Here is a 25,184-nt window from a genome sequence, read left to right as displayed (position 1 = left end):
TGGATCGCCTGCACGTGGTGGCGCTGCCGATGCGCGTTCGTTTCCGCGGCATCACCACCCGGGAACTGGCACTCATCGAGGGCCCGGCCGGCTGGGGCGAATTCGGGGCCTTCGTGGAGTACGAGCCGCCCGAGGCCGCGCACTGGCTCGCCTCGGCGATCGAGGCGGCCTACCGACAGCCGCCGCCGGCGCGCCGGGACCGCATCCCGATCAACGCGACGGTGCCGGCGGTCAGCGCCGCCGAGGTCCCCGACGTCCTGGCGCGTTTCCCCGGCGCCCGCACCGCCAAGGTCAAGGTCGCCGAGCCGGGCCAGAGCCTGGCGCAGGACGTGGAGCGCGTGAATGCGACCCGGACGCTGATCCCGACCGTGCGGGTGGACGCCAACGGCGGCTGGGATGTGCAAAGCGCCGCCGCGGCCGCCGCCGCGCTGACGGCCGACGGCCCGCTGGAATACCTCGAACAGCCCTGCGCCACCGTCGCCGAACTCGCCGAACTGCGACGCCGGGTCGACGTGCCGATCGCCGCGGACGAAAGCATCCGCAAGGCCGATGACCCGCTGGCCGTGGTCCGGGCCGGTGGCGCGGATGTCGCTGTCCTGAAAGTGGCTCCGCTGGGCGGGATTTCGAAGGTCCTCGAGATCGCCGGACAGATCGACATTCCGATAGTGGTGTCCAGCGCGCTGGATTCGGCGGTCGGCATCGGCCGTGGTTTGCTCGCCGCGGCGGCCCTGCCGGAGTTGCGGCACGCCTGTGGGCTGGGCACCGGACGGTTGTTCGTCGACGACGTCACCGCGCCCGCCGTGCCCGTCGACGGCTTCCTGGGTGTCGAACCGGTGGCACCCGAACCGGGGCGGTTGGCGGCACTGGCGGCGCCGGGGGATCGGCGGCAGTGGTGGATTGACCGAGTCAAGGCCTGCTACCCGTTGCTTGTACCGTCGTTCGGGTGATCAACCTGGCTTACGACGACAAGGGGACCGGTGAGCCGGTTGTCTTTATTTCCGGGCGCGGTGGCGCCGGACGCACCTGGCAGCTGCATCAGGTGCCGGCGTTTTTGGCCGCCGGATATCGCTGCGTCACGTTCGACAATCGCGGCATCGGCGCCACCGAGAACGCCGAGGGTTTCACGGCCCAGACCATGGTGGCCGACACCGCTGCCCTGATCGAATCCCTGGATCTCGGGCCGGTGCGCCTGGTGGGGGTGTCGATGGGTTCGTTCATCGCCCAGGAACTGATGGTGGTCCGGTCCGAGCTGGTCAGCTCCGCGGTGCTGATGGCCACCCGCGGCCGACTGGACCGGACCCGGCAGTTCTTTCACCAGGCCGAGGCCGACCTGGACGGGGCCGGACCCGGGCTGCCGCCCACCTATGACGCGAAAATCCGTCTGCTGGAAAGCTTTTCCCGCAAGACCCTGAACGATGACGCGGCAGTCGCGGACTGGATCGCGATGTTCAGCATGTGGCCCACCAAACTCACGCCGGGCTTCCGCGCCCAACTCGACGTCGCGCCGCTGATCAACCGGCTGCCGGTCTACCGCACCGTCGCCGCGCCCGTGCTGGTGATCGGCTTCTCCGATGACGTGATCACGCCGCCCTACCTGGGCCGCGAGGTCGCCGACGCGCTGCCCAACGGCCGCTACCTGCAGATCCCCGACACCGGTCATCTGGGCTTCCTGGAACGCCCGGAGGCGGTGAATGCGGCGATGCTCAAGTTCTTCGCCGGCGTGAAGGCCTGAGCCGCTGCGACGCAGGTTGTGACACTCTGTAGTAGTGAACCCCTCGACGACCCAGGCCCGCGTCGTCGTCGACGAATTGATCCGCGGTGGGGTGCGCGACGTGGTGCTGTGTCCCGGGTCGCGGAACGCGCCGCTGGCGTTCGCCCTGCACGACGCCGATCGGGCCGGCCGGCTGCGGTTGCACGTGCGCATCGACGAGCGCACCGCCGGTTACCTGGCCATCGGGTTGGCCATCGGGGGCTCAAACGGTCCCGCGCCGGTGTGTATCGCGATGACATCGGGCACCGCGGTGGCCAACCTCGGACCCGCGGTCGTCGAGGCCAACTACGCTCGGGTGCCGTTGATCGTGCTGTCCGCCAACCGGCCCTACGAAATGCTGGGCACCGGGGCCAATCAGACCATGGAGCAGCTGGGCTACTTCGGGTCGCAGGTGCGCGCCACCATCAGCCTGGGCCTGGCCGAAGACGCGCCCGAACGGATTCCCGCCCTGAACGCCACCTGGCGCTCGGCCACCAGCCGAGTGTTGGTGGCGGCCTTGGGTTCTCGTACCGCGAACGCCGGGCCGGTGCACTTCGACATCCCGCTGCGCGAACCCCTGGTGCCCGACCCGGAACACCTGAACGCGCCCACCCCGCCCGGACGTCCCGACGGCAAGCCGTGGACCTACACACCGCCGGTCACCTTCGACCAACCGCTCGACATCGACCTCACGCCAGACACCGTCGTCATCGCCGGGCACGGCGCGGGCAGCTACCCCAATCTGGCGGAATTGCCGACCGTCGCCGAGCCGACGGCGCCGCCGGCCACCAACCCGCTGCATCCCCTCGCCCTGCCGCTGCTACGTCCCCAGCAGGTGATCATGCTGGGCCGGCCGACCCTGCACCGCCCGGTTTCGACGCTGCTGGCTGACCCCAGCGTGCCGGTGTATGCGCTGACGACGGGTCCGCGCTGGCCGGACGTGTCGGGCAACTCCCAGGCCAACGGCACCCGGGCGGTCACCTCGGGAGCGCCCAACCCCGCCTGGCTGCGCCGCTGTGGCGAGCTGCACCAGCAGGCCGTCGCCGCGGTGCGCACCCAGCTCGCCGAGCACCCGCTGACCACCGGCCTGCACGTCGCCGCCGCCGTGGCCGACGCGCTGCGGCCCGGTGACCAGCTGGTGCTGGGCGCGTCGAACCCGGTGCGGGACGCTGCGCTGGTCGCGCTGGACACGCGCGGTATCCGGGTGCGATCCAACCGCGGCGTGGCCGGCATCGACGGGACCGTGTCCACCGCGATCGGCGCGGCACTGGCGCACGCGCGCGTCGCCGACCAGGACGACCCGCCCCGCACGGTCGCGCTGATCGGTGACCTGACCTTTGTGCACGACAGTTCCGGGCTGCTGATCGGGCCCACCGAACCCACACCCCGCCGCCTGACGATCGTGGTGTCCAACGACAACGGCGGCGGGATCTTCGAACTGCTCGAGCAGGGCGACCCGCGCTTCAGCGACGTCTCGTCCCGGATCTTCGGCACCCCACACGACGTCGATGTGGGCGCGCTGTGCCGCGCCTACCACGTGGAGAGCCGTCAGATCGAGGTCCAGGAGCTGGCGGCCGCCCTCGACGAACCCGGCGAGGGTATGCGGGTGCTGGAGGTCAAGGCGGACCGGTCGTCGCTGCGACGATTGCACGCGGCGATCAGGGCGGCCCTTTGACGTCGCTGAAACGGTTGGTGCGCATACTGATTCATGGCACCACCGAGGACAGGCCGGACACCAGGGCCAGGATTGTGGTGCGCTGGGCGCGCATCACTGTGCTGATCGTCACCTTCCTGGTGACCCTGCAATCGGTGCTGCTGGTGGCCGGCGCGTGGCGCAACGATCTGGCGATCCAGCGCAACATGGGGGTGGCGCAGGCCGAGGTGCTCAGCGCCGGGCCGCGGCGCTCCACCATCGAGTTCGTCACGCCCGAGCGGGTCACCTACCGGCCCGAGCTGGGGGTTCTCTACCCGTCCGAGCTGGCCACCGGCATGCGGATCTACGTCGAGTACAACAAGCGGGACCCCAACCTGGTGCGGGTGCAGCACCGCAACGCCGGGCTGGCGATCATCCCGGCGGGGTCGATCGCGGTGGTCGGCTGGTTGGCGGCCGCCGTCGCTCTGACGCTGCTCGCGGTGCTGGACAAGCGGCTGCACAAACGCACCGGTTCGTAGCCCCGGATTCTGCGACGCGTATCCCGTCGGCAACCTTGCCGACAGGCGGCGCTGCCACCGTGGTGTCGTGCGCGTTGCGATCGTCGCCGAATCGTTCCTTCCACAGGTCAACGGTGTCAGCAACTCGGTGGTCCGGGTCCTCGAGCATCTGCGCCGAACCGGGCACCAGGCGATCGTCATCGCGCCGGACAACCCGGCCGGTGAGCCGCGCGCCGACCGCCTGCACGACGGTGTCTGGGTGCATCGGGCGCCGTCGCGGATGTTCCCCAAGGTGACGACGCTGCCGTTGGGCGTACCCACCCCGAAGATGTTGCGGGTGCTGCGCGGGTTCGATCCGGACGTGGTTCATCTGGCTTCACCGGCGCTGCTCGGCTACGGCGGGATGCTCGCCGCGCGCCGGCTGGGTGTGCCGACGGTGGCGGTCTATCAGACCGACGTGCCGGGCTTCGCGGCCAGCTACGGCATCCCGATGACCACCCGGGCCGCGTGGGCGTGGTTCCGGCACCTGCACAGTCTCGCCGACCGCACCCTGGCGCCCTCCACGCCCACCATGGAAGTCCTTGCCGCGCAGCGGTTCCCACGGGTACACCGGTGGGCCAGGGGAGTGGACCTGATCCGCTTCGCGCCCTCTGCGTGCGACGAGGTGCTGCGCCGCCGGTGGTCCCCGCACGGCAAGCCGCTCGACGTGCTTTTCCGGGGCGAGGCGGCCGACGACTCGGTGCAGGTCGTTGTAGTTGGCGACGGCATCGACCGCGTCAAGCTGCAATCGGCAATGCCCACAGCGGTTTTCACCGGGGCGTTGTACGGCAGCGCGCTGGCCGCGGCATATGCCAGCATGGACGTCTTCGTGCACCCCGGGGAGCACGAGACGTTCTGTCAGGTCGTGCAGGAAGCGCTGGCGTCGGGGTTGCCGGTTATCGCCCCCGACGCCGGCGGCCCGCGCGACCTGGTCACCCCGTACCGCACCGGGCTGCTGTTGCCGGTGGGGCAGTTCGAGGCGCAACTGCCCAATGCCGTCGCGCACCTGCTGCAGCAACGGCGGCGCTACGCCCCGGCAGCGCGGCGCAGTGTGCTGGGCCGCAGCTGGCCGGTCATCTGCGACGAGTTGCTCGGCCACTACGAAGCGGTGCTGGCCGCTCCGGCGCGCCCGAGCCTCACCCGGCGCTACGCCTGAGCCCTAGCCCTGCGCGAGTTCGGCGACGGGCTGCCATTCCTCCCAGGTGCGCAGCCGGTTCTCGTAGTCCTCCTTAGCGATCTGCAGCGGTCCCGCTCCGAAAAATACTCGCAGTGGCGGCTTTTCGGCGTCGACCACCTTCAGCACCGCCGCCGCCGAGGCGGACGGATCGCCGGGCTTGGCCCAGCGCTGTTTGCGCCACTCGTCCTGCGCGGCGTGTACGTCGGCGTAGTCGGGCAGGCGCGTGGCGCGCTTGGACGACGAGCCGCTCCAGTCGGTGTCGAAGCCGCCGGGTTCGATCAGCGTGACGTGCACACCGAACGGCGCGACCTCCTGGGCCAGCGCCTGGGAGAACCCCTCTAGCGCCCACTTGGATGCGTGGTAGATGCCGACGTCGGGAAACGCGCTGATGCCACCGATCGAGGAGACCTGGATGATGTGCCCGCTGCCCTGTGCCCGCAGATAGGGCAACGCGGCCTGGGTGATCCACAGCGCGCCGAAGACGTTCGTCTCGATCTGGTCGCGAGCCTCCTGCTCGGTCAGCTCCTCGATGAACCCGAACTGTCCGTATCCGGCGTTGTTGACCACGATGTCCAGGCGCCCGAAGTGGTCGTGTGCCTGCTTGACGGCAGCGAAATCCGCCTCGCGGTCGGTGACGTCCAGCTGAATCGGCAACACCGCGTCACCGTATTGGCTGACGAGGTCGTCCAGCGTCGCGGTGTTTCGTGCGGTAGCGGCCACCTTGTCGCCACGTTTCAGTGCGGCGGCGGCCCATTCCCGTCCGAAGCCGCGCGACGTACCGGTGATAAACCAAACTTTTTCGCTCACGCCAAGATGTAACGCAGTGACCGGCGGTGAATTCCCGCGCGCGCCGGGCCGGTAGCGTCTGAGGCGTGAGCCGCGCGGACCTCGACAAAGATCCCCGCGACGTCGCGTCGATGTTCGACGGCGTCGCACGCCGCTATGACCTCACCAACACCGTGCTTTCGCTGGGCCAGGACCGGTTCTGGCGTCGGGCCACCCGCGCGGCGCTGGGGATCGGGCCCGGCCAGAAGGTCCTCGATCTCGCCGCGGGTACCGCCGTCTCGACGGTCGAGTTGGCCAAGTCCGGCGCGTGGTGTGTGGCGGCCGACTTCTCGGTCGGCATGCTGGCCGCCGGCAGCGCACGTGCGGTGCCCAAGGTCGCGGGTGACGCGACCAAGCTGCCGTTCGCCGATGAGGTATTCGATGCGGTGACAATCAGTTTCGGCCTGCGCAATGTGGCCGACTATCCCGCCGGGCTGCGCGAGATGGCCCGCGTCACCAAACCCGGCGGCCGGTTGGTGGTGTGCGAATTCTCCACTCCGACAAGCAAAGTGTTCGCCACGGCGTACAAGGAATATCTGATGCAGGCGCTGCCGCGGGTGGCGCGCGCGGTGTCAAGCAACCCCGACGCCTACGTCTACCTCGCCGAGTCGATCAGGGCGTGGCCGGATCAGGCGGCGCTCGCGAACGCGATTTCGCGCGCTGGGTGGTCGGCGGTGCGGTGGCGGAATCTGAGCGGCGGCATCGTGGCGCTGCACGCCGCGTACAAGCCGGCCTGACTAGGTGCCGGCGCGCTGCAGAACGCCGACCTGCTCGGGGCAGTAGTGGTCGATGCCGGCGCCGAGGAACTGCAGCGACTGACCCTGGGTGGTGCCGCGGGGCAGGTTGCGTTGCAGGAACGTCGCCGCCTGGTGGGCGTCGTGATCGACGCCCCGCTCCAGACGCTGGCAACTGATCTTGGCCAGCCAGGCGTTGTAGTCCTGCGGGCCGTAGATGCCGAACCCGTTCAGCGTTTTGTTGAAGACCTGGTCGTAGTCATCGGCCTGGGCGGGTGCCGCAAACCCGATCGCGGCAACCGCCAGCCCAGCGAAAACAGCCAGCCGTGTGCGCTTCATTAGACGGACTATACACCTGGCTTGTGCACGCTATTGCCCCAGATGTGCGGCGAGCAGCCACGCCCCGACCGATTTGCGGCCGTCGGGTTCGTCGTGGGCGATGAAGCGCTCGCTCGTCGAGTTCGGCGGGATGTACGCGTAGATGCGGGCCGGCCGGATCTCGTCGATCACCCAGTGCCTGGCGACGGCCTCGCGCAGTTCTTCCTCGGTCACCGCAAACGGCGGGGGGTCGGGGATGGCTGCCTTGTCGAAGACCAGCACGAAGTAGCGGGCACCCGGTGCGGCGGCCTGCACGATCGCGCGCTGGTAACCCTCGCGCAGCTCGACGGGCATCGAATGGAACAGGGTGCTGTCCACGATGGTGCCGAACCGTCCGGCCGACCCCGGCGGGTAAGCGCCGAAATCGGTGATGTCGGCCACCGCGAATGTGGCGGTTGTGACTCCCTGCCTCTGCGCCTCGGCCTGGGCCAGCTTGATGGCGGTGGGCGAGGAGTCCAGGCCAACGGTGGTGTGGCCGCGCTTGGCCAGAGCCAACGAGATGGCGCCCTCGCCGCAGCCGGCGTCGAGCACGTCGCCGGTGAACTTGCCCTGTTCGATCAGGGCGGCCAGCTCCGGCTGCGGCTCGCCCAGGCTCCACGGGGGCCGCACGCCCTCGCCCATGCTGGCGGATTCGCCACGGTAAACGGATTCGAACTCGAATTCTGTTGGCGTATTCATACCGGTAGGTATATCAACCGTCCTGATATATGTCAACCACCTTGATATGGGTGAGCAGACGCTGAAGCCCCCGACGCGCCGTGCGCGCGGGGGCTTCAGCGTCTGCTCGCGCTACCTAACTGAACGGTGGTCGGCGGTCGATCAACCGCGATGCGCGCCCGCCGCTGCGCCACACCCTGGCCACCAGATCGGTGTCTTCGTCGGTGACCAGGTTGGCCATCACCCGGACCGCGATGCGCATCAGGGTCGTGGAGCGCATCGCGATCGGTCCGGTCGCCGGCAAGAACCGCTGGAAGGTCAACAGCAGCGCCAGCCGGCGGGCCACCGAGAAGCCGCGGGCGTAGTGGTCGGTCAGCAACGCGGGCCACAGCTGCGACAGGTCGGGCGAATCCAGCACCTCGGCGGCCAGTCGACCCGTCTCCAGCCCGTAGTCGATGCCCTCGCCGTTGAGCGGATTCACGCAGGCCGCGGCGTCGCCGATCAGCACCCAGTTGGGTCCGGCCACCCCGGACACCGCGCCCCCCATCGGCAGCAACGCCGAGGCCACCGCCCGCGGACCGCCTTCGAAACCCCACTCGTCGCGGCGCAGGTCGGTGTAGTAGGAGATCAGCGGCCGCAACGAGAGGTCGGCCGGTCGCTTGGTGGTCGACAGTGCGCCGACGCCGATGTTCACCTCGCCATTGCCCAGCGGGAAGATCCAGCCGTAGCCGGGCAGCACGGCGCCGTCCGGCGACCGCAGTTCCAGGTGCGACGTGAGCCAAGGGTCGTCGGCGCGGGCGGTGGCCAGGTAGCCGCGCGCCGCCACGCCGTACACCGTTTCCTGGTGCCAGCGCCGGCCCAATTTGCGGCCCAGCGAAGACCGCGCCCCGTCGGCCACAATCAGATGGCCGCAGGTCACCTCGGTGCGGTCGGCCAGTGTCAGCGACGTCACGCGCCGTGACGAGTCATGGTGCACCCCAACAACTTTGGTGCCCAACAGCATCCGCGCCCCGGATTCCTCGGCGACCTTGCGGATCCGGTCGTCGAGCTCCGTCCGCGCCACCGCGCTGCTGTGGGCGGGGAACGAGGGACCCGGCCAGGCGACCTCGACCTCGCCACCGAAGCCACTCATCCGCAGCCCACGGTGCTGGATCCGGCCGGCCAGCCACTCGCCGAGCCCCAGCAGCTCCATCTCGGCGATTGCGCGCGGCGTCAGCCCGTCGCCGCAGGCCTTGTCCCGCGGGAAGCTGGCCGAGTCGATGACCAGCACATCCCGGCCCGCTCGCGCTGCCCAGGCGGCCGCCGCCGACCCGGCGGGTCCGGCGCCCACGACGACCACGTCGGCGTGCAGGGCTCTGGCGGCTTGGTTCTCCACGCCCACCAGTATGTTGGTCGAATGAGAACTCCGGCGACGGTGGTGGCGGGCGTGGACTTCGGCGACGCCGATTTCGCCGCTACCGTGCGCGACGGCGTGGGCCGGGTCGAGCAGCTCATGGATGCCGAATTGCGTGGCTCCGACGAGGTGATGACCGAGTCGCTGCTGCATCTGTTCCAGGCCGGCGGCAAGCGTTTCCGCCCGCTGTTCACCGTCCTCAGCGCGCACACCGGACCCGACCCGGACAACCCGGAGGTGACGCTGGCGGGCGCGGTGGTCGAGCTCATCCACCTCGCGACGCTGTACCACGACGACGTCATGGACGAGGCGGAAGTGCGTCGCGGCGCGCCCAGCGCCAACGCGCGGTGGGGCAACAACGTGGCCATCCTGGCCGGCGACTACCTGCTGGCGACGGCGTCGCGACTGGTCTCCCGGTTGGGTCCCGAAGCGGTGCGGATCGTCGCCGACACCTTCGCCGAGCTGGTGACCGGTCAGATGCGGGAAACCCGCGGGACCCCGGAGGGTGCGGATCGCATCGAGCAGTACCTGCGGGTGGTCCATGAGAAGACCGGCAGCCTGATCGGGGCCGCGGGCCGGTTCGGCGGCATGTTCTCCCGCGCTGACGACGAGCAGATCGAACGGTTGAGCCGGCTTGGCGCCATCGTTGGTACCGCGTTCCAGATCGCCGACGACATCATCGACATCGACAGCGAATCCGATGAATCCGGCAAACTGCCGGGCACCGACCTGCGCGAAGGCGTCCGTACCCTGCCGATGCTCTACGCGCTGGAAGAAACAGCACCCGAGGGTGCGCGGCTGCGTGAGCTGCTGGCCGGGCCCATTCACGACGACGCCGAGGTGGGTGAGGCGTTGCGGCTGTTGCGGTCGTCGTCGGGGATGGCCAAGGCCAAGGAGACCCTCGCGCAGTACGCCGACCAGGCACGCCACGAGCTGGAGTTGTTGCCCGACGGCCCGGGCCGGACCGCGCTGCGGGCCCTGGTCGACTACACCGTCAGCCGGCACGGGTAGGACGAATTCCCGCCGTCCGGAACCTTGACTGTCCGCTCGAGCGTTGATCGGCTGAAGTCAAGACAAGCTGAGGTGTTCGTAGGAGGACACAAAAATGACCTGGCATCCGCATGCCAACAGGCTGAAGACCTTCGTGCTGTTGGTCGGTATGTCCGCGTTGATCGTGTTCGTCGGCGCCCTGTTCGGGAAGACGGCGCTCATCCTGGCGACGCTGTTCGCCGTCGGCCTCAACGTCTACACCTACTTCAACAGCGACAAGCTGGCCTTGCGCGCCATGCACGCCCAGCCGGTGTCCGAATTACAGGCCCCGGTGATGTACAAGATCGTGCGCGAGCTCGCCACCGCGGCCCATCAGCCCATGCCCCGGCTGTTCATCAGTGACACCAGCGCACCCAATGCGTTCGCGACCGGCCGCAACCCGCGCAACGCCGCGGTGTGCTGCACCACCGGCATTCTGCAGATCCTCAACGAGCGCGAGCTGCGTGCGGTCCTGGGCCATGAGCTGTCCCATGTCTACAACCGCGACATCCTGATCTCCTGCGTCGCCGGTGCGCTCGCGTCGGTGGTCACCGCGCTGGCCAACATGGCGATGTTCTTCGGCGCGTTCGGCGGCAACCGCGAAGGTGGCGCCAATCCCTTTGCGCTGCTGCTTGTTTCGCTGCTAGGCCCGATCGCCGCCACGGTGGTCCGGCTGGCGGTGTCGCGCTCGCGGGAGTACCAGGCCGACGAATCCGGGGCGATGCTGACCGGTGACCCGCTTGCGTTGGCGTCGGCGTTGCGCAAGATCTCCGGCGGGGTGCAGATGGCTCCGTTGCCGCCCGAGCCGCAACTGGCCAGCCAGGCACATCTGATGATCGCCAACCCATTCCGCGCTGGCGAGCGCATCGGGTCGCTGTTCTCCACGCACCCGCCGATCGAGGACCGCATCCGTCGCCTGGAGGCGATGGCGCGCGGCTAGATTGGGGTATACCTGCCGTATCGACAACGAGCAGGACAACTCCAAAAGGCTGTGATTGCAATGCCGCAGGGCAAATCGATGGAAGTTCATGAAGCCGGTGTCTCACTGAATGTCGCTGAGTTGATCTTCGAGACCCGGGCCGGCGCGGAACTGAGCCAGGAGCAACTGGCCACCGCGCTCGGAGTCAGCAAGGCCGATGTCGACGCCTGGGAGACGGGTGCCGAGTCACCGCGCGTTGACGTGCTAGACAGGTTGGCGCAGCTGTGCGGCAAGCGGCTGCACATCGCCATCGAGGCCGATTAGGGCCGCGGCCCGCGCTGGCGCACAAGCGGATACGGTTGTCGAAATCGCTTGGCGATCCTAGAAACCCGACCCGTGCACCTCGTGACCGGGGATCTCGGCGGCCAGACCGCGGTAGGCTTGCTCGACCGAGGACCCATGGTTGATCACCGCATCGACCTCGCGTGCGATCGGCATGTTCAGGCCGAACTCGTTGGCGAACTCCATGATCACGCTCGCCGCCTTGACGCCCTCGGCGACCTGGTTCATCGACGCGATGATCTCCTCGATCGGCTTGCCCGCGCCTAGCTGTTCACCGACATGCCGGTTACGGCTGCGCTGGCTGGTGCACGTGACAATCAGATCACCGAGGCCGGCCAGGCCGGGGAAGGTCTGGGCGTCACCGCCCATGGCCACTCCGAGTTTGGTCATTTCCCGCAGCGACCGGGCAATCACCAGCGCGCGGGTGTTCTCACCGATGCCCAGCGAATAGCCCATCCCGACGGCGATCGCGAAGACGTTCTTCAACGCGCCCGCCATCTCGACGCCGACCACGTCATCGGTGGTGTAGACGCGGAACAGGCGGGTGCGGAACAGCGTGGACAGCCGCGTGGCCAGATGCTGGTCGGGCATCGCCAGCACCGCGGCGGCGGCATAGCCCTCGGCCACCTCGCGGGCGATGTTCGGCCCGGCCAGGATGCCGGCCGGGTGCCCGGGCAGGATCTCCTCGATGATCTGCGACATCCGCATGTTGGTGCCCTGTTCGAGGCCCTTCACCAGCGAGACCACCGGCACCCACGGGCGCAGTTCCTTGCCCAGTTCGGTGAGCACACCACGGAAGCCGTGCGACGGAACGCCCATCACGATGACATCGGCGGTATTGGCGGCCTCGACGAAGTCGGTAGTGGCGCGCAGGTTTTCGCACAGCTCCACCGCGTCGCCCAAGTAGCGACTGTTGCGGTGGTTCTCGTTGATGTCCTTGGCCGTTTCCTCCGAGCGCACCCACTGCAACGTCGGCCCCCGGCGCGCACAGATGGACGCCACGGTGGTGCCCCAGGATCCGCCACCAAGGACAACGACTTTGGGTTCGCGCTTGTCGGCTGCCATGAGGCTTAGCGTAAACCCAAAACTAGCCCGCCAAAGCTGCCCGGTCGGCGGCGCGTCCGAACACCATTGCCTCGTCGATCCGATCGAATCGGTAATCGATCGCGTCGGCGAAATAGTTCTGTCGCACATTCCACGGCCGCTTGGTTCCCGATTTCGGCAGCGCGTGCAGCGCCCGGCGCACATAGCCGGCCTGGATGTCCCACGCGGGCTTCTCATCCATTCGCTCGTCGCCCAGGTGCGGGCTCGCGTGGGTGTAACCGTGCGCGGCCATGTACTCGATCAGTTTGGCCGTGGCGCGGGCGGTCATGTCGGCACGCAGGGTCCAGGACGCGTTCGTATAGCCGACACACCAGAACAGGTTGGGCACGTCTTCGAGCATGTGCGCCTTGTAGACGAAGCGGTCGGTGGGATTGATCTCGACCCCGTCGATGCTGATCCGGGTACCGCCGAGGGCCTGCAGCTGCAGGCCGGTCGCGGTGACGACGATGTCGGCGTCCAGGTGCTTGCCCGACTTGAGCGCAATTCCGGTGGCATCGAAATGGTCGATGTGGTCGGTCACCACCTCGGCGCGGCCGTCGGCGATGGCGGTGTACAGGTCGGCGTCGGGAATCAGGCACAGCCGCTGGTCCCAGGGGTTGTACCGGGGCTTGAAATGCACATCGACCGCATAGCCCTCGGGCAGGTTCTGGACCGCCTTGCGGCGCAGCAGCCACTTGATGAACGCGGGGGTCTTGCGCGACAGGAACCACAGCACCCCTTCCATCAGGGCGTTGTAGAACCGGATGGTGAGGTGAGAAGGCCTGCGGGGCAGAACCTTTCGGCTGAACCAAGCGAACTTGCTGTATTTCGAGGCCGCGATCATGTACGTCGGTGAGCGCTGCAGCATGGTCACCTTGCCGGCGCGTTCGGACATCGACGGAATCAGCGTCACCGCGGTGGCCCCGCTGCCGATCACCACCACGTTCTTGCCGGTGTAGTCCAGGTCTTCGGGCCAGTGCTGGGGATGCACGACGGTGCCGCCGAACCGTTCGATGCCGGGGAAGTCGGGGGTGTAACCCTCGTCGTAGTTGTAGTAGCCGCTGCCGAAGAACAGGAACCGGGTGCGGTATTGCTTGACGGCCCCGTCCTGCTCGCAGGTCACGGTCCAGGTGTCGGTGCTGGAGTCCCAGTTCGCGCTGCGCACGTAGCTGTTGAACCGGATGTGCCGGTCGATGCCGTGCTTGCGAGCGGTGTCGGCCAGGTACTCGCGGATGTGGTCGCCGTCGGCGACGCCTTCCTCGCGCGTCCACGGCTCGAACGGAAAGCTCAGCGTGAAGATGCTGCTGTCCGACCGCACGCCGGGGTAGCGGAACAGGTCCCAGGTGCCGCCGATCCGGTCGCGGCGCTCCAGGATCGTGTAGCGCAGCCACGGGTTGCGCTGGGCGATGCGGTAGGCCGCGCCGATCCCGGAAATGCCGGCGCCGACGATCAGGACGTCGAAGCGGTCGGTGTCGACGTGCTGGTTGGTCACGGTCATCGGGAACCTCGCTGGAAGTTAGCGGTAGTTGACGAACTGCAGCGCGACGTCGAGATCGGCCTGTTTGAGCAGGCCCTGCACGGCCTGCAGGTCGTCGCGCTTCTTGCTGGTGACCCTGACCTCGTCGCCCTGGATCTGGGTCTTGACGGATTTCGGCCCTTCGTCGCGGATGAGCTTGGTGATCTTCTTCGCGTTTTCGCTGCTGATGCCCTGTTTGAGGGTGCCGGTCACCTTGTAGGTCTTGCCGGAGGCTTGCGGCTCGCCGGCCTCGAAGGCCTTCATCGAGATGTCGCGACGGATCAGCTTCTCCTTGAAGACGTCGACGGCCGCCTTCACCCGCTCCTCGGTGGACGAGGTCAGCTCGATGTTCTCCTCGCCCTTCCAGGCGATCTTGGTGTCGGTCCCGCGGAAGTCGAAACGGGTGGATAGTTCCTTCGCGGCCTGGTTGAGCGCGTTGTCGACCTCCTGCCGGTCGACCTTGCTGACGATGTCGAACGATGAGTCCGCCATGCGATAGCCCTTCCTGATCGTGCTAGCCGTTTGTGAACTGTCTACCCGTTCGTTGTAACCTGCTAGGCGGCAGGTTGCCCGAGCGGCCAATGGGAGCGGACTGTAAATCCGTCGCGAAAGCTTCACAGGTTCGAATCCTGTACCTGCCACCAGACCGATGTCTCAGGACATCGGACCAGCCCGGACCCACTTTTCAGGGTCCGGGTTCTTTCTTGGGCGGCAAGCGGTCGGCAGCACTCAGCGGGATCGCGCGACGAAGTTGCCGTGGAAACCCTGCGGGATGTGGTGGCGCAAACCGGCGGATGCAATCGGACCTCCGGCGATGTCGGCCGCGTCGAAGATGACCAGCCGAGACGTGTGGGTCCGGGCCTGGTACTCCACGGAAAGTACCCAGCCCTCATCCTCCGAGGCGGCGTTCGGCTTGGGGGTGAACACCGGCTCGCAGAAGCTGTTGCCCGCCTCGGGCGTGGTGTAGGTGGATTCGGACGAGTCGCTCAGGTCGATTCTGGTGATCGAGTCGTAGAACGCGGCGAGATGGCGACGGGTATTGATGTAGGCGTAGCGGTATTTTCGACCCTCGTATGCGGCGTGGTGGCGCGGGAACTCGCACGGTAGGTCGGAGAGCGCTTCGCCAAGGACGCGCCCCGAGCGCGTGATTCGGTAACGCATGAAGACCGACGGCGCGTCGTCGAGGATGCTGGTATGAAATCGGCTGATCCGCTTCAGCAACCGTCCGTCGCGATAGGTGATCGCATCGATCACGGTGTCGCCGCCGTCGTCGTACGCATTGCTGAGGTGGAACACCATGACGGCTCCGTATTCGACGGTGCGTATCTTGCCACCGTCACGCGGCACCAATATGAAGACGCTGCCGCGATCGGGCCGGTACCGCAGGCCATCGCCTAATGATTTGAGCCCCAATGCCACCGGAACGGCGTCCGGGATGATCGGTGACACCACGAACACCAGATGGCTTGGTGTGAGGGCGAAGTCGTGCACCATGGTGACGTACGGAAGTGGTGCCGAACGGAAGTGCTTCAGTTTGCCCGTCGGGTCGGTCCGGTAGATGCGCAGATGCGGTCTCGGAATGAATTCGACCCCGAAGTTGAACATGTCGCCGCTCTGCGGGCACGTGCTGGGATGCGCCGAATAAGAACCCACCCAGCGCAACTCGCCCCCGAACCGCCGGACGCCGATGGTTTCCAGTGTGACGGGGTCGATCTCGTGGGGAGGTCCGCCTTCCCACAGCGCATACAACCTGCCGGCGTGTTCAACCACGTTGGTATTGGCCAGATTTGGCACCAGTCGGCCGATATTGGCCTTGATCCCGCCGGGAGCGGCGGTGCCCAGATGGCGCAATCCGGTCTTGCCGAGGTAGTGGCGGGTCCGAACATATTTGTTCCGGTAGTGAACCGAGCCATCGGCGACGCTGAAGGCCGAGAGCATGCCATCTCCGTCGAACAGATGGTGCAGCGGCCGACCGCTGTGGTCCTGCCAGCGGCCGGGTCCGTTGCGGTACAGGGTTCCCTCGAGGTCGGCCGGAATGCATCCGTCGATGTCGTCAACCGGGTAGTCGTGTTCGACCGGTTGCGCCTCGCTGACCCCCAGGCTTGCTAGGTCGGCATCGCCGAGCGCACCGAGGCACGCCGTCGCTCGATCCCGTTCCTTGTCCGGCAACGACGCAAGGTATCGCCCCAGATCGGGCAACCCGGTCAGGTCGGCGCCAGCGCGCGATTGCAGCGGAGAACGAGACACCACGAGCACTCCTCGGCGGCAGAAGGACCCAAACTGAGACTGATTGCCAATTTAGTCTCAGTTCAGCGTCGGACGCAATGGGGTCGAGTACAACTGAGCGGTGGCCAAGACTCGCTCGTCGTCGCAACTGGTCCAGGCCGCGCTGGCGTTGATCGTCGATAACGGCATCGATCGGCTGACCTTGAGCCAGGTCGCGGCCCGCGCCGGCGTCTCACGTGCTACCGCCTACCGTGAGTTCGGCGGAAAAGACGGCCTCCTCGCGGCGGTCGCCCAGCAGGAGATCGGCGCCATGATCGTCGCCACCCTCGCCGATCTCGACCGGGAAGCCGATTTCACCTCGCAGGTGACCTCCGTCGTCACCGCTGCGCTGCGTTATCTGCGGAATCACCATGCGTTCGTCTACGTGCGCGACCACGAGCCGCACTGGCTGCTGTACGCCGGTTTGCCCATTGACAATTCACGTAAGAGCCTGGTGCAGACGGTGGCTGCCATGGTCGCCCCGGCAATACCCGATCCCGATCAGCTCGCCCTGACTCCGGTCGCCGCCGCTGAAGTCGTGGTTCGGACCGTTCTGTCGCACACCTTGATCGAGGACAGCGCCCTCACCGATCGGGAAGTGGCCGAAACGGTCAGCCGCGCCATCGCCCGGCACTGATGGACGGGTTCGGGCGCTACCCTCGAGTCATGGCTAGCCGCAAAGTCTGGACGGTGACGTGCTTCTTCTGCGAGCGCAACGTGCCGGTATGGCAGTCACGACGCACGCCGCAGGGCAACACCTACGGTCCCTGCTGCGCCGAACTCGGGCGCAAGGGAAACAAGCCCCACCGGCTGTTCGCGCGTTGGCGTTAAGCGGGCCCAAAACTCGTTGAGGCGGATGCCCCATGCGCCATTGAGGCGCAAGCTCGAAGATGTCCGCATGGTTGTCGCTGATATCGAGCCCCCGGTCGTGTCCCACCAGTTGTGGGACAAGGTCCTAACGGACGGTCATGCCCCGCTGGTGAAGGCGCGCCGCATGTTTCGGTATCTGCCCTCGGCGCCGCGCTGCAAAGTGTGCAACAACCCGTTCGGGGGCCCGGTCGGCCGCATCCTCGCTGTCGCCGGGTTCACCCCCTCGCGCAAGAACCCCAACCTGTGCAGCCGTTGTTGCGACGCGTTGCCGTCCGGGGGCGCCGAGGTGGACATCGCGGTCTTGTTCGCCGATGTGCGCGGCTCCACGATGCTGGGCAAGCATCGCGACGCCACCGACTTCGCCGGCCTGCTGAACCGCTTCTACGCCGCCGCGACGCACACCCTGCTGCGCCACGACGCCGTGATCGACAAGCTGATCGGCGACGAGGTGATGGCGTTCTTCGTCCGTGGCATCAGCGGTCCCGACTACCGACGCAGGGCGGTGCTGGCGGGGCGGGACCTGCTCGAGGCGGTCGGTTACCGAAGCGGGCGTGAGCCGTGGATCGACGTGGGCGTGGCGGTCAACGCCGGTGTCGCGTATGTGGGCAACGTCGGGCAGGCAGTCGTCGACTTCACCGCCCTGGGCGACCCGGTCAACGTCGCGGCGCGGATGCAGCAGCACGCAGCCGGCGGGGAACTGCTCGTGGCGGCGGGGGTCGCCGACGAACTCACCGCGGGCGCGCCGCAGCGGCGGCTGAATCTGCGCGGCCACCAGCAGCCGATTGATGCCCGCGTGGTGCGCAGTCCGCAGTAAAGGCCCACTCGCGCAACTAATTTGCCAATGACCTCCCACTCGACGATCGAGTCGGCGAACCGGTCGACAATGAAATGCACTGGCAAGAAAGGGTTTCGCGGCGCGAGCAGGAAGGCAAAGCCTCAGATGTCACGCCAGCGTGGCGCCGGTTCTTCAGCGCGGCGGTGGTGGCGGATGGAATGCACCAACAGCACAATCCCCAGCACCGCGATACCACCGAAAACGAAGGTGAGGACCATGTTGACCGTTTCACCTTCAAAACAGGTGCCGCCCCGCGTACCGCTGCCACACGCATACGCGCGGTTTTCTTCATCGTGCGCCAACCACTTGTAGCCGAAGAATCCCGCCATTACCAGGAACGCGACGATCCCGGCCGTCGCGAGCACCGCGTTCAGCCAGAGGCCGGCCTTGGTCATGGCTTACGCTAACCCAACCGGGCCCGCCGTCGCGCCCTCGCGTTGCGCGCGGCAGAAATATGGGTAGATACGGCAAAGAATGAGCGTGCCAGAGGATCGACTGCTTGTGCCCGGCCAAACCTGCTGGCGCTTGGCGCGCGCCGGGCAGTTCACGATGGTGATCGATGCCGCCGACTATTTCCGGCACGTCAAGGCCGCAATGCTGCGCGCCCAGCACCGGATCATGCTCATCGGTTGGGATTTGGACCTCAGGATGGCTTTTGAGCGGGGTGCCAGGACCCTGCCCGGCCCCAATCAACTGGGCACCTTCTTGTACTGGATGCTGCGCAAGCGCCCGGATCTGCAGATCTACCTGCTGAAGTCCAATCTGCGCCTGCTGCCGGTGTTCGACGACGTGTGGTTCGGACTTACCCCGGTGTCGCTGGTGAACCAGATCAGCAACAAGCGACTGCACTTCGCCGTCGACGGCGACCATCCGACCGGATCGGTCCACCACCAGAAGATCGTGGTGATCGACGATGCGGTGGGGTTCTGCGGCGGAATCGATCTGACCATCGGGCGCTGGGACACCCCGGCGCATCAGCACGGCAGCCGCCGGCGGCGCGCCCTGGGGCGTAGCTACGGGCCGCGTCACGAGGTGGGCGCGCTCGTCGACGGCGCTGCCGCAGCGGCTCTCGCCGAGCAGGCCAGGGAGCGGTGGCGAAATGCGACCGGCGAATCGTTGGCGCCGGTGGAGGCCAGGCATGCCGCGTGGCCCGGCAGGGTGGAGCCCATCCTCCGCGACGTCGACGTAGCTATATCCCGCACGATCCCGGAATCGGAGGACCGCGGCGAGGTCCGCGAGGTCGAGGCACTGAATCTGAAGGCAATCGCCTTGGCGCGACGCACCATCTATCTGGAGAATCAGTACCTGGCGGCGCGACGCATCGTCGAGGCCCTGGCCGATCGATTGAAGGAGAACGACGGTCCCGAGATCGTCATCGTCCTGCCGCGACGGGGCAACAACCCGCTCGAACGGGGGGCGATGGACAGTGCGCGTCATCTGCTCCTGCGGCTGCTCTGGGAGGCGGACACGCAGGGGCGATTGGGTGTCTATTGGCCGGTGACCGACGGCGGTACGCCGATCTATGTTCACTCGAAGGTGCTGGCGATCGACGATCGGCTGCTGCGTATCGGATCATCCAACATCAACAATCGGTCGTTGGGGTTCGACAGCGAATGCGACCTGGCAATCGAGGCGCATCCCGCGGATGGGACCTACGACGACGTTCGGCGTCAAATCGTCTGCGTGCGTGACCGGTTGATCGCCGAACACCTCGGCGTGTCGGTCAGCGAATTCGAGCGGGTGGCGGGGCAATCCGGTTCTGTCCTGAAATCCCTTGAGGCACTTCGTGGTCGGGGCAAGACGTTGCGGCCACTCACCGAGGACACCGTGTCCGGCGAGGCGGGTCCGCTGGCCGAGAACGACCTAATGGACCCGGACCACGTGCCGCGGTCACTGGCCCGGACCGTACAGCGGTTCATCACGGGACTCCGTGGCTGACCCGGAACCCTGGTCACCGCAGCTGCGGGATCACCTGTTCGGCAAGAAGCTCGATGTGCGCCAGGTCGGACATATCCAGCATCTGCGCGTATACGCGCTGCGTCCCCAACTCCGCCCAAAGCCCGAGCTTGTCCACGATCTCGGCGGGCGTGCCGACCAGCGGGCTGTTGGAGCGCATCTCGTCGACCTCGCGGCCGATCACCGATGCCCGACGGGCCACTTCGGCGTCGTCTCGCCCGGCGCACAACACGAAGGCGCAGGAGTAGACGATCGAGTCCGGCGCCCTGCCCGCGGCGTCGACCGCGTCGGCCACCCGCCGAAATTGTCTCTCCGCCACCTCCATCGAGACGAAGGGCAAGTTGAACTCGGCGGCGTAAGCGGCGGCCAGCTCCGGTGTGCGCTTGGCGCCCGTGCCACCGATCACGATCGGCGGATGCGGGCTCTGCACCGGCTTGGGCAGGGCCGGCGATCCGGCGATCGTGTAGTGCGTACCGGAATAGTCGAACGTTTCGCCCGGCGGCGTCGTCCAGAGTCCCTTGATGATGGCCAGCTGTTCGCTGAGCCGGTCGAACCGCTCCCGCACCGGTGGGAACGGAATGCCGTAGGCCTGATGTTCGGCGTCAAACCATCCGCTGCCCAAACCGAATTCAACTCGGCCGCCGCTCATTTCGTCCACCTGTGCCACCGCGATCGCGAGCGGGCCGGGGTAGCGGAAGGTCGCCGAAGCAACCAGCGTGCCTAGGCGTATCTGGGACGTCTCGCGCGCGATCGCTCCCAAGGTGACCCACGAATCGGTCGGACCGGGCAGACCGTCGCCGCTCATCGCCAGATAGTGATCCGAGCGGAAGAACGCGTCATAACCGAGCCGTTCGGCGGTTTGCGCGACGGCGAGCTGGTCGGTATACGAGGCGCCTTGCTGCGGTTCGACAAATACCCGAAACTCCATGGTTCCTTCCGAATCCGTCGTTACCGCAACATGTTAACGGCTCACGGCGCGTGCGTCTCCTTGCGGTGCAGATCGCTGAACTTCACGCTGACCCGTTGGAAACCCTTGACGCGTTCGGCTTTGGCTTTCCTGGTGTAGGTCTTACGGTCCGCCGGAGTCAGATCGACGTCGTCGGTGAAGGGGGTCAGCAACGCGCGCGGGTGCAGCTGCTCGACCAGGACAACGTTGATCTCGGCGCAGAGCACCAGCGTCGAAGAGATCAGGAACAAGAATGCCAGCATGCCAAGGACCAGCGCGAAGACGCTGTTGGTGGCGCTCGACGTTTTCACGACATGCCCGATGTACCCGGCGCCGAACCATTGCAGCACCTGCCAGATCAATGCGCCCGCCAGCGCACCCGGCAACACCTGCCGGTAGGTCAACTCGCGTGCGGTGGTGACGCGGAACAGCACCAGACAGATCACGGCGTTCATACACACCGTGATGACGGTGACGCCGAGCTTCCCCACCACGCCCAGCGATCCGGTCACATGGCCGACGGCGGACAGGACAGTGGTGGCAATGGCAGCCGAGCCAAGCACCAGGAGCAAGATCAGGCTGTGTTTGCGGCTCCTGATCGGGTCGCGACGCGCGTGCTTCGGCACCGCCCACACCGAGTCCATCGCGTTCTGCACCGCCTGCCCCACGCCCAGTCCGCCGTAGAGCGCGCCGAGAATGCCGACCACCACGGCGACGGTTCCTCCGCTGAGGCCTTCCGGCTGGTGTAGCTGGCTGCCGATGACCGGAAATTGGCTCAGCGTGCTGTGCAGCACCTGCGCCTGCAGATCCGGCCGGCCGCGAAGCAGCACTCCGAGGCCGGTGGTCAGCAGCAACAGCAGCGGAAACAGCGACACGAAGGCGTAATACGTGATCAGTGCGGCCAGGTATCCGCCCTGGTCGTCGAGGTACTTGTAGATGACCGCGACGACCAACCCCACGCCGCGGTTGCGTCGCTGCAGCCTGTCCAGCCAGCCGACCATCGCCGTCTCACTTCAATCACACCGAAGCCATCCCCGCCCGCAGGGCTGCCGGTGAGATACCCCCAACGGCGCGATGTCAACCAGGCGCGCCGTGAACGGTCACGGCAGGTTGGTGGCCAGGAACGTGAGCGGCAGCCCGCACACCGAAAGATCGATCTCCTCGAGGTAGTTGCCGTCACCGGAGAATCCCTGTCGGAATCGGGTGATCGAACCGTAGCGCTGGGCGATGTCCTCCGCTTCCGAGGCGCCCGGAACTTGCACCACCACCGTGTAAACGCCGTCACCATGAGTGGACAGGAATTCGGTCACTGAGGCGGCGACCGCGGCGGTCGATCCCGGGTCGGGACTGATCACTTCGATGCCCCGCTCCCAGTCCAGCAGCACCCGCAGTCCCAACTCGTCCAGGGTGAGGTCGTTGAAGCTGAAGCCGAGTTGGGTGAACAGTTGCCCCACCCGGTCGTGCCGGTCCCGGGCCACCGCGAAGACGACGTGATGCAGCCGCGACGGTGCGTCGGTCATCGCCCTGGCCCGAACTCGATGGTCAGGCTGGTCGGTCCGCTCATGCCCATCATCGGTTTCCAGGGGGCCGGGCCGGCACGGCGGGCATCGGGCATCCGTCGCGCCAGAATCTTGAGCCCTTCGGCCAATTCCTTCCTGGCCAGGTTCGCGCCGAGGCAGTAGTGCGCGCCGCCGCCGAACGTCAACACCGCGGGTGCCCCCTGCCGGGTGATGTCGAAGTGGTCGGGGTCCGGATAAATGCCGGGATCACGATTGGCCGCAAAGGAATTGACGAAGATGAACGCGCCGGCCGGGAAGGTGTATCCGCCGAACGTGACGTCCTCAGCCACGGTGCGCACCGTGGTACAGACGGCAGGCGAGTGACGCATGCTCTCCTCGACCGCGGACATGGCCAGTTCCGGGCGGTCCCGCAGCAGCGCCCACTGTTCGGGATGATCCAGCAGGACCTGTAGGGAGGCGGCCAGTTGATTGCGAGTGGTGTCGGTGCCGGCAAGTAACAGTCCAGCCACCGTCATGCGTAATTCGTCGGCGCTGAGTCGGTCGCCGTCATCCTCGGCGCGGATGAGATCGGAGAGCAGGTCTTCGGTCAGGTGGTGCCGCCGGTCGGCGATCATGTCGTCGACGTAGGCGTCGAGCTCGGCCCACCCGCGCAGGACGGTTGGCATCTCCTCGATCAGGTTGACCGAGAAGTTGACCATCTTGAAGATGGCTTCGGCCCATCCTTCGAACTGGCCCCAATCTCCACGTGGCGCACCGATCAACGCACAGATGATCGGGATCGGATAGTGCCGGGCGATATCGGTGACGATGTCGCAGCGCCCCGCGCCGGCCACGCCGTCGATCAGGTCGTTGAGCACGCTCGCGATCGTGTCGTCGAGCCGGGCAATTGCGCGAGGGGTGAAGGCCCGCGAGACGAGGCTGCGCAGCCGATGGTGTTCGGCGCCTTCGGCGCAGATGATGCTGCCGACGACCCGGTCCCACAGCGGACCCGACGTCACGCCCTGGGCAGCCAGATGAAGGCCCGGTGGGATGACGAACCGGGTATCGCGAAGAATGCCCCGGGCGAGTTCGTATGAAAGCACTTCGGGACCAAGCGGGCCGAGGGCGATCGGGGCGACCTGCTGTGCGGCCCGGATTCGGTCGCAGACCGCATGTGGTGGTTCGTTGACGTCGTATTCAAGCGTTGGCAGTCCCGCATCGAAGATGCTGGGCGCGCTGGTCGCGGCGGTCATCTGCGCACCAGCCCTCGTTGGATCACCCGATAGGTCTTCGACATCGAATACCCCTCCTTTCAGTTGCTTGCCAGCACGCCTCGCGGAAGTAGCAGGGGCAGGTCGGTGTAGGTGGCGATGCCGGGCGGCGCCGCGACTACCGCGGGTATCGCCGTGATCGGCGGCATCGCGGTAATGGTCAGCCCGAGCATGATGTAGTCCTCGATCGATTCGCCGTGAAAGTCCGGTGGCGGTTCGAAATTCAGCGTTGTCTTGATGGTGGGGCGACCCTCGACGGTGACGGTGTAACCGAAGTTCGTCGACCAGGCCGGGTCCAGGGACTGACCCTTGGTCCAGACGGCGCGGAGCTCAACCACCTCGCGCGCATCGAAAATCCCCTTCCACCGGACGTCGATGCCCGCCACACATCCCTTCTTGATCGTCCAGTCGCCCGGCAGTGTGAGATCTTCTGTGGTTTGGGCGTATTCGGCCGTGCAACTGATGTTGTCGAGTTGAACGCCGAGGGCATCGGCTAGCAGCTGCACCGCTTCGCGGAAGATGCCGGATCCCTTTTCGGTGATCGTGTGCAGATCCGGCTGGCCGATCGGGTAGCCGAAACCCATCGGTATCTCCGTCGCCGGTGAGTTGTAGATGCTGGTGTCGAAGGATTCGACGATCGCTATCCGGTCGACTCGGTCGGAGAGGCCGGCGGTGACGATCGCGAGGAGTTGAATGAACCCCGGGTTGATGCCGCTACCGAAGATGGTCGCGCCGCCTTGCGCACACGCGTCGCTGATGCGGCCCCGGGCGGAGCCCAGTTGGTGCCCGGTGATGAATTCCGAGGTGGTCACGACGTTGATTCCGGCTCGCAGAATGCGCGCCACCTCATCGACATCGGCGAACATCGGGTTGTAGACGACGCAATCGGGTTTCAGGCCGAGCAGCGCATCGACATCGTTGGTGGCGTGCACTCCGAGAGGCGCGATGCCACACAGTTCCCCGACATCACGGCCGACCTTTTCGGGCGACCACGCGTAGCAGCCGACGAGTTCCAGCAGTGAATTGGCGGTGATGGCGTGGACGGATTTCTTGCCCACGTTGCCCGTCGTCCACTGGACGACGCGCAGCTTCGGTGTCACGGCTTCGCGCCGGCCTGCTGTTGCGCGGCTTGGCGGGCGAGCCTTTCCTCGTGGATGCGCACCAGTTCACGGAACCCGAGCCGGTGGTATTTCGGTGTCGGTTGAATACCCCACACGTCCTTGGCGGTGTCCTTGCCTTCGGCGCCTTCCGGCGGTCCCAGCGGCGGGTAGGGGTACTTGCACTCCAAGTTGTCGTCGGAGTAGCGGACTTTGAGTAACTCACTGCAGATCTCGGTCAGGCTCAACGTCGGATAGCCGTAGTAGACCGCCATGAACGGAAGCGTGAACGCGCCCTCGATGACCAGCGCCACCAGGCACACGAGTACCGCCCGCTTGATCCACTTGTGCATGCGCGCGTAATAGGGCGTGGTACCCGGTGGAAGGGCTTCTGCCGCTTCGTTTTCGGCTGTGGGTGATGGCGTGGTGGTCATGGAAGTGCTCCTTCAGCA

The 25,184-nt window shown here is 66.8% G+C and carries 28 protein-coding genes and 1 tRNA gene; 14 read left to right on the top strand and 15 right to left on the bottom strand.

Translation table 11 applies throughout. The features are described from left to right. Positions 1 to 29 precede the first annotated feature (29 nt). From A9X01_RS18060 to A9X01_RS18040, 5 genes are all read left to right on the top strand, one after another. Complete coding sequence (locus tag A9X01_RS18060; RefSeq protein WP_253849168.1) at positions 30 to 947, top strand: o-succinylbenzoate synthase; 918 nt, start codon at positions 30 to 32, stop codon at positions 945 to 947. Further along, a complete protein-coding gene (locus tag A9X01_RS18055) occupies positions 944 to 1,732 on the top strand; it encodes an alpha/beta fold hydrolase (RefSeq protein ID WP_065122047.1) in 789 nt (262 codons plus the stop codon). Before A9X01_RS18060 ends, A9X01_RS18055 begins: the two co-directional genes overlap by 4 nt. A gap of 34 nt (positions 1,733 to 1,766) precedes the next feature. Further along, positions 1,767 to 3,425 (top strand): 2-succinyl-5-enolpyruvyl-6-hydroxy-3-cyclohexene-1-carboxylic-acid synthase, encoded by a 1,659-nt coding sequence (gene menD / locus A9X01_RS18050; RefSeq protein ID WP_065122046.1) that lies wholly within the window; start codon positions 1,767 to 1,769, stop codon positions 3,423 to 3,425. Then, a complete protein-coding gene (locus tag A9X01_RS18045) occupies positions 3,422 to 3,922 on the top strand; it encodes a DUF3592 domain-containing protein (protein WP_065122045.1) in 501 nt (166 codons plus the stop codon). The genes menD and A9X01_RS18045 overlap by 4 nt, the downstream gene beginning before the upstream one ends. Before the next feature lie 67 nt (positions 3,923 to 3,989). Continuing rightward, complete coding sequence (locus A9X01_RS18040; protein WP_065122044.1) at positions 3,990 to 5,096, top strand: glycosyltransferase family 4 protein; 1,107 nt, start codon at positions 3,990 to 3,992, stop codon at positions 5,094 to 5,096. 3 nt (positions 5,097 to 5,099) lie between these two features. Here the strand turns inward: A9X01_RS18040 and A9X01_RS18035 are convergent, their stop codons facing one another. Further along, positions 5,100 to 5,924 carry an SDR family oxidoreductase gene (locus A9X01_RS18035; RefSeq protein WP_065122043.1) on the bottom strand — a complete coding sequence of 275 codons (825 nt, stop codon included), beginning with the start codon at positions 5,922 to 5,924 and terminating at the stop codon, positions 5,100 to 5,102. A gap of 65 nt (positions 5,925 to 5,989) precedes the next feature. Between A9X01_RS18035 and A9X01_RS18030 the strand changes: the two genes are divergently transcribed. Then, positions 5,990 to 6,679: a demethylmenaquinone methyltransferase gene (locus tag A9X01_RS18030; RefSeq protein ID WP_065122042.1), complete on the top strand. Its 690-nt coding sequence runs from the start codon at positions 5,990 to 5,992 to the stop codon at positions 6,677 to 6,679. On the opposite strand, the gene A9X01_RS18025 is transcribed toward A9X01_RS18030, so the two are convergent. The 3 genes from A9X01_RS18025 to menJ all read right to left on the bottom strand — a co-directional run bounded on the left by A9X01_RS18025 (position 6,680) and on the right by menJ (position 9,062). Further along, complete coding sequence (locus tag A9X01_RS18025; RefSeq protein ID WP_065035387.1) at positions 6,680 to 7,015, bottom strand: DUF732 domain-containing protein; 336 nt, start codon at positions 7,013 to 7,015, stop codon at positions 6,680 to 6,682. A 30-nt stretch (positions 7,016 to 7,045) separates the two neighbouring features. After that, entirely contained in the window at positions 7,046 to 7,732 is a 687-nt protein-coding gene (locus tag A9X01_RS18020; RefSeq protein WP_065122041.1) for a class I SAM-dependent methyltransferase, read from the bottom strand. Between the two features lie 115 nt (positions 7,733 to 7,847). Next, positions 7,848 to 9,062, bottom strand: coding sequence for a menaquinone reductase MenJ (menJ, locus tag A9X01_RS18015; protein WP_253849167.1), 1,215 nt, complete (start codon positions 9,060 to 9,062; stop codon positions 7,848 to 7,850). Between the two features lie 45 nt (positions 9,063 to 9,107). On the opposite strand from menJ, the gene grcC1 reads away from it, so the two are divergent. The 3 genes from grcC1 (at position 9,108) to A9X01_RS18000 (ending at position 11,376) form a co-directional block, all read left to right on the top strand. Further along, positions 9,108 to 10,115 carry a nonaprenyl/(2E,6E)-farnesyl/geranylgeranyl diphosphat synthase gene (gene grcC1 / locus A9X01_RS18010; RefSeq protein ID WP_065122039.1) on the top strand — a complete coding sequence of 336 codons (1,008 nt, stop codon included), beginning with the start codon at positions 9,108 to 9,110 and terminating at the stop codon, positions 10,113 to 10,115. Between the two features lie 94 nt (positions 10,116 to 10,209). Continuing rightward, the gene (gene htpX / locus A9X01_RS18005; protein WP_036352352.1) at positions 10,210 to 11,073 is read left to right on the top strand and encodes a zinc metalloprotease HtpX; all 864 of its coding nucleotides are present in this window, start codon (positions 10,210 to 10,212) and stop codon (positions 11,071 to 11,073) included. A gap of 60 nt (positions 11,074 to 11,133) precedes the next feature. Further along, positions 11,134 to 11,376 carry a helix-turn-helix transcriptional regulator gene (locus A9X01_RS18000; RefSeq protein WP_065122088.1) on the top strand — a complete coding sequence of 81 codons (243 nt, stop codon included), beginning with the start codon at positions 11,134 to 11,136 and terminating at the stop codon, positions 11,374 to 11,376. A gap of 57 nt (positions 11,377 to 11,433) precedes the next feature. On the opposite strand, the gene A9X01_RS17995 is transcribed toward A9X01_RS18000, so the two are convergent. Genes A9X01_RS17995 through A9X01_RS17985 form a run of 3 tightly spaced genes read right to left on the bottom strand, consistent with a single transcriptional unit; the run spans position 11,434 to position 14,485 of the window. Further along, positions 11,434 to 12,459, bottom strand: a complete 1,026-nt coding sequence (locus tag A9X01_RS17995) for an NAD(P)H-dependent glycerol-3-phosphate dehydrogenase (protein WP_065122038.1) — start codon at positions 12,457 to 12,459, stop codon at positions 11,434 to 11,436. Positions 12,460 to 12,481: 22 nt separating this feature from the next. Further along, a complete protein-coding gene (locus tag A9X01_RS17990) occupies positions 12,482 to 13,975 on the bottom strand; it encodes a flavin-containing monooxygenase (RefSeq protein ID WP_065122037.1) in 1,494 nt (497 codons plus the stop codon). 18 nt (positions 13,976 to 13,993) lie between these two features. Next, positions 13,994 to 14,485: a YajQ family cyclic di-GMP-binding protein gene (locus A9X01_RS17985; RefSeq protein ID WP_065035393.1), complete on the bottom strand. Its 492-nt coding sequence runs from the start codon at positions 14,483 to 14,485 to the stop codon at positions 13,994 to 13,996. 68 nt (positions 14,486 to 14,553) lie between these two features. On the opposite strand from A9X01_RS17985, the gene A9X01_RS17980 reads away from it, so the two are divergent. Further along, positions 14,554 to 14,637: transfer RNA gene (locus A9X01_RS17980), tRNA-Tyr, on the top strand. An 85-nt stretch (positions 14,638 to 14,722) separates the two neighbouring features. On the opposite strand, the gene A9X01_RS17975 is transcribed toward A9X01_RS17980, so the two are convergent. Continuing rightward, the gene (locus A9X01_RS17975) at positions 14,723 to 16,243 is read right to left on the bottom strand and encodes a carotenoid oxygenase family protein (protein WP_065122087.1); all 1,521 of its coding nucleotides are present in this window, start codon (positions 16,241 to 16,243) and stop codon (positions 14,723 to 14,725) included. A 97-nt stretch (positions 16,244 to 16,340) separates the two neighbouring features. Here A9X01_RS17975 and A9X01_RS17970 point away from each other — a divergent pair, with 97 nt between their 5' ends. The 3 genes from A9X01_RS17970 (at position 16,341) to A9X01_RS17965 (ending at position 17,942) form a co-directional block, all read left to right on the top strand. Next, the gene (locus A9X01_RS17970) at positions 16,341 to 16,895 is read left to right on the top strand and encodes a TetR/AcrR family transcriptional regulator (RefSeq protein ID WP_065122036.1); all 555 of its coding nucleotides are present in this window, start codon (positions 16,341 to 16,343) and stop codon (positions 16,893 to 16,895) included. Positions 16,896 to 16,924: 29 nt separating this feature from the next. Continuing rightward, positions 16,925 to 17,089: a hypothetical protein gene (locus tag A9X01_RS30000; RefSeq protein WP_155772145.1), complete on the top strand. Its 165-nt coding sequence runs from the start codon at positions 16,925 to 16,927 to the stop codon at positions 17,087 to 17,089. A gap of 67 nt (positions 17,090 to 17,156) precedes the next feature. Next, a complete protein-coding gene (locus A9X01_RS17965) occupies positions 17,157 to 17,942 on the top strand; it encodes an adenylate/guanylate cyclase domain-containing protein (protein ID WP_065122035.1) in 786 nt (261 codons plus the stop codon). A 122-nt stretch (positions 17,943 to 18,064) separates the two neighbouring features. Here the strand turns inward: A9X01_RS17965 and A9X01_RS17960 are convergent, their stop codons facing one another. Further along, positions 18,065 to 18,358, bottom strand: a complete 294-nt coding sequence (locus A9X01_RS17960) for a hypothetical protein (protein WP_065122034.1) — start codon at positions 18,356 to 18,358, stop codon at positions 18,065 to 18,067. Positions 18,359 to 18,437: 79 nt separating this feature from the next. Here A9X01_RS17960 and A9X01_RS17955 point away from each other — a divergent pair, with 79 nt between their 5' ends. Next, a complete protein-coding gene (locus tag A9X01_RS17955; RefSeq protein ID WP_172832549.1) occupies positions 18,438 to 19,901 on the top strand; it encodes a phospholipase D-like domain-containing protein in 1,464 nt (487 codons plus the stop codon). 13 nt (positions 19,902 to 19,914) lie between these two features. On the opposite strand, the gene A9X01_RS17950 is transcribed toward A9X01_RS17955, so the two are convergent. From A9X01_RS17950 to A9X01_RS17925, 6 genes are all read right to left on the bottom strand, one after another. After that, the gene (locus A9X01_RS17950) at positions 19,915 to 20,847 is read right to left on the bottom strand and encodes an LLM class F420-dependent oxidoreductase (protein ID WP_065122033.1); all 933 of its coding nucleotides are present in this window, start codon (positions 20,845 to 20,847) and stop codon (positions 19,915 to 19,917) included. Between the two features lie 41 nt (positions 20,848 to 20,888). Beyond that, complete coding sequence (locus tag A9X01_RS17945) at positions 20,889 to 21,866, bottom strand: YihY/virulence factor BrkB family protein (protein WP_065122032.1); 978 nt, start codon at positions 21,864 to 21,866, stop codon at positions 20,889 to 20,891. A 99-nt stretch (positions 21,867 to 21,965) separates the two neighbouring features. Then, positions 21,966 to 22,385, bottom strand: a complete 420-nt coding sequence (locus tag A9X01_RS17940) for a hypothetical protein (RefSeq protein ID WP_065122031.1) — start codon at positions 22,383 to 22,385, stop codon at positions 21,966 to 21,968. Further along, on the bottom strand, positions 22,382 to 23,617 hold the full coding sequence (locus A9X01_RS17935; protein ID WP_065122030.1) for a cytochrome P450: 1,236 nt from the start codon (positions 23,615 to 23,617) through the stop codon (positions 22,382 to 22,384). The genes A9X01_RS17940 and A9X01_RS17935 overlap by 4 nt, the downstream gene beginning before the upstream one ends. 59 nt (positions 23,618 to 23,676) lie before the next feature. Then, positions 23,677 to 24,735: an NAD(P)H-dependent amine dehydrogenase family protein gene (locus A9X01_RS17930; protein ID WP_253849166.1), complete on the bottom strand. Its 1,059-nt coding sequence runs from the start codon at positions 24,733 to 24,735 to the stop codon at positions 23,677 to 23,679. Next, positions 24,732 to 25,166 carry a hypothetical protein gene (locus tag A9X01_RS17925; RefSeq protein WP_065122029.1) on the bottom strand — a complete coding sequence of 145 codons (435 nt, stop codon included), beginning with the start codon at positions 25,164 to 25,166 and terminating at the stop codon, positions 24,732 to 24,734. The genes A9X01_RS17930 and A9X01_RS17925 overlap by 4 nt, the downstream gene beginning before the upstream one ends. Positions 25,167 to 25,184: the final 18 nt, after the last annotated feature.

Origin of the sequence: Mycobacterium asiaticum (genome assembly GCF_001668675.1) — a bacterium.
GTDB lineage: Bacteria > Actinomycetota > Actinomycetes > Mycobacteriales > Mycobacteriaceae > Mycobacterium > Mycobacterium asiaticum_D.
This window is presented reverse-complemented; position numbering and strand designations above follow the sequence as displayed.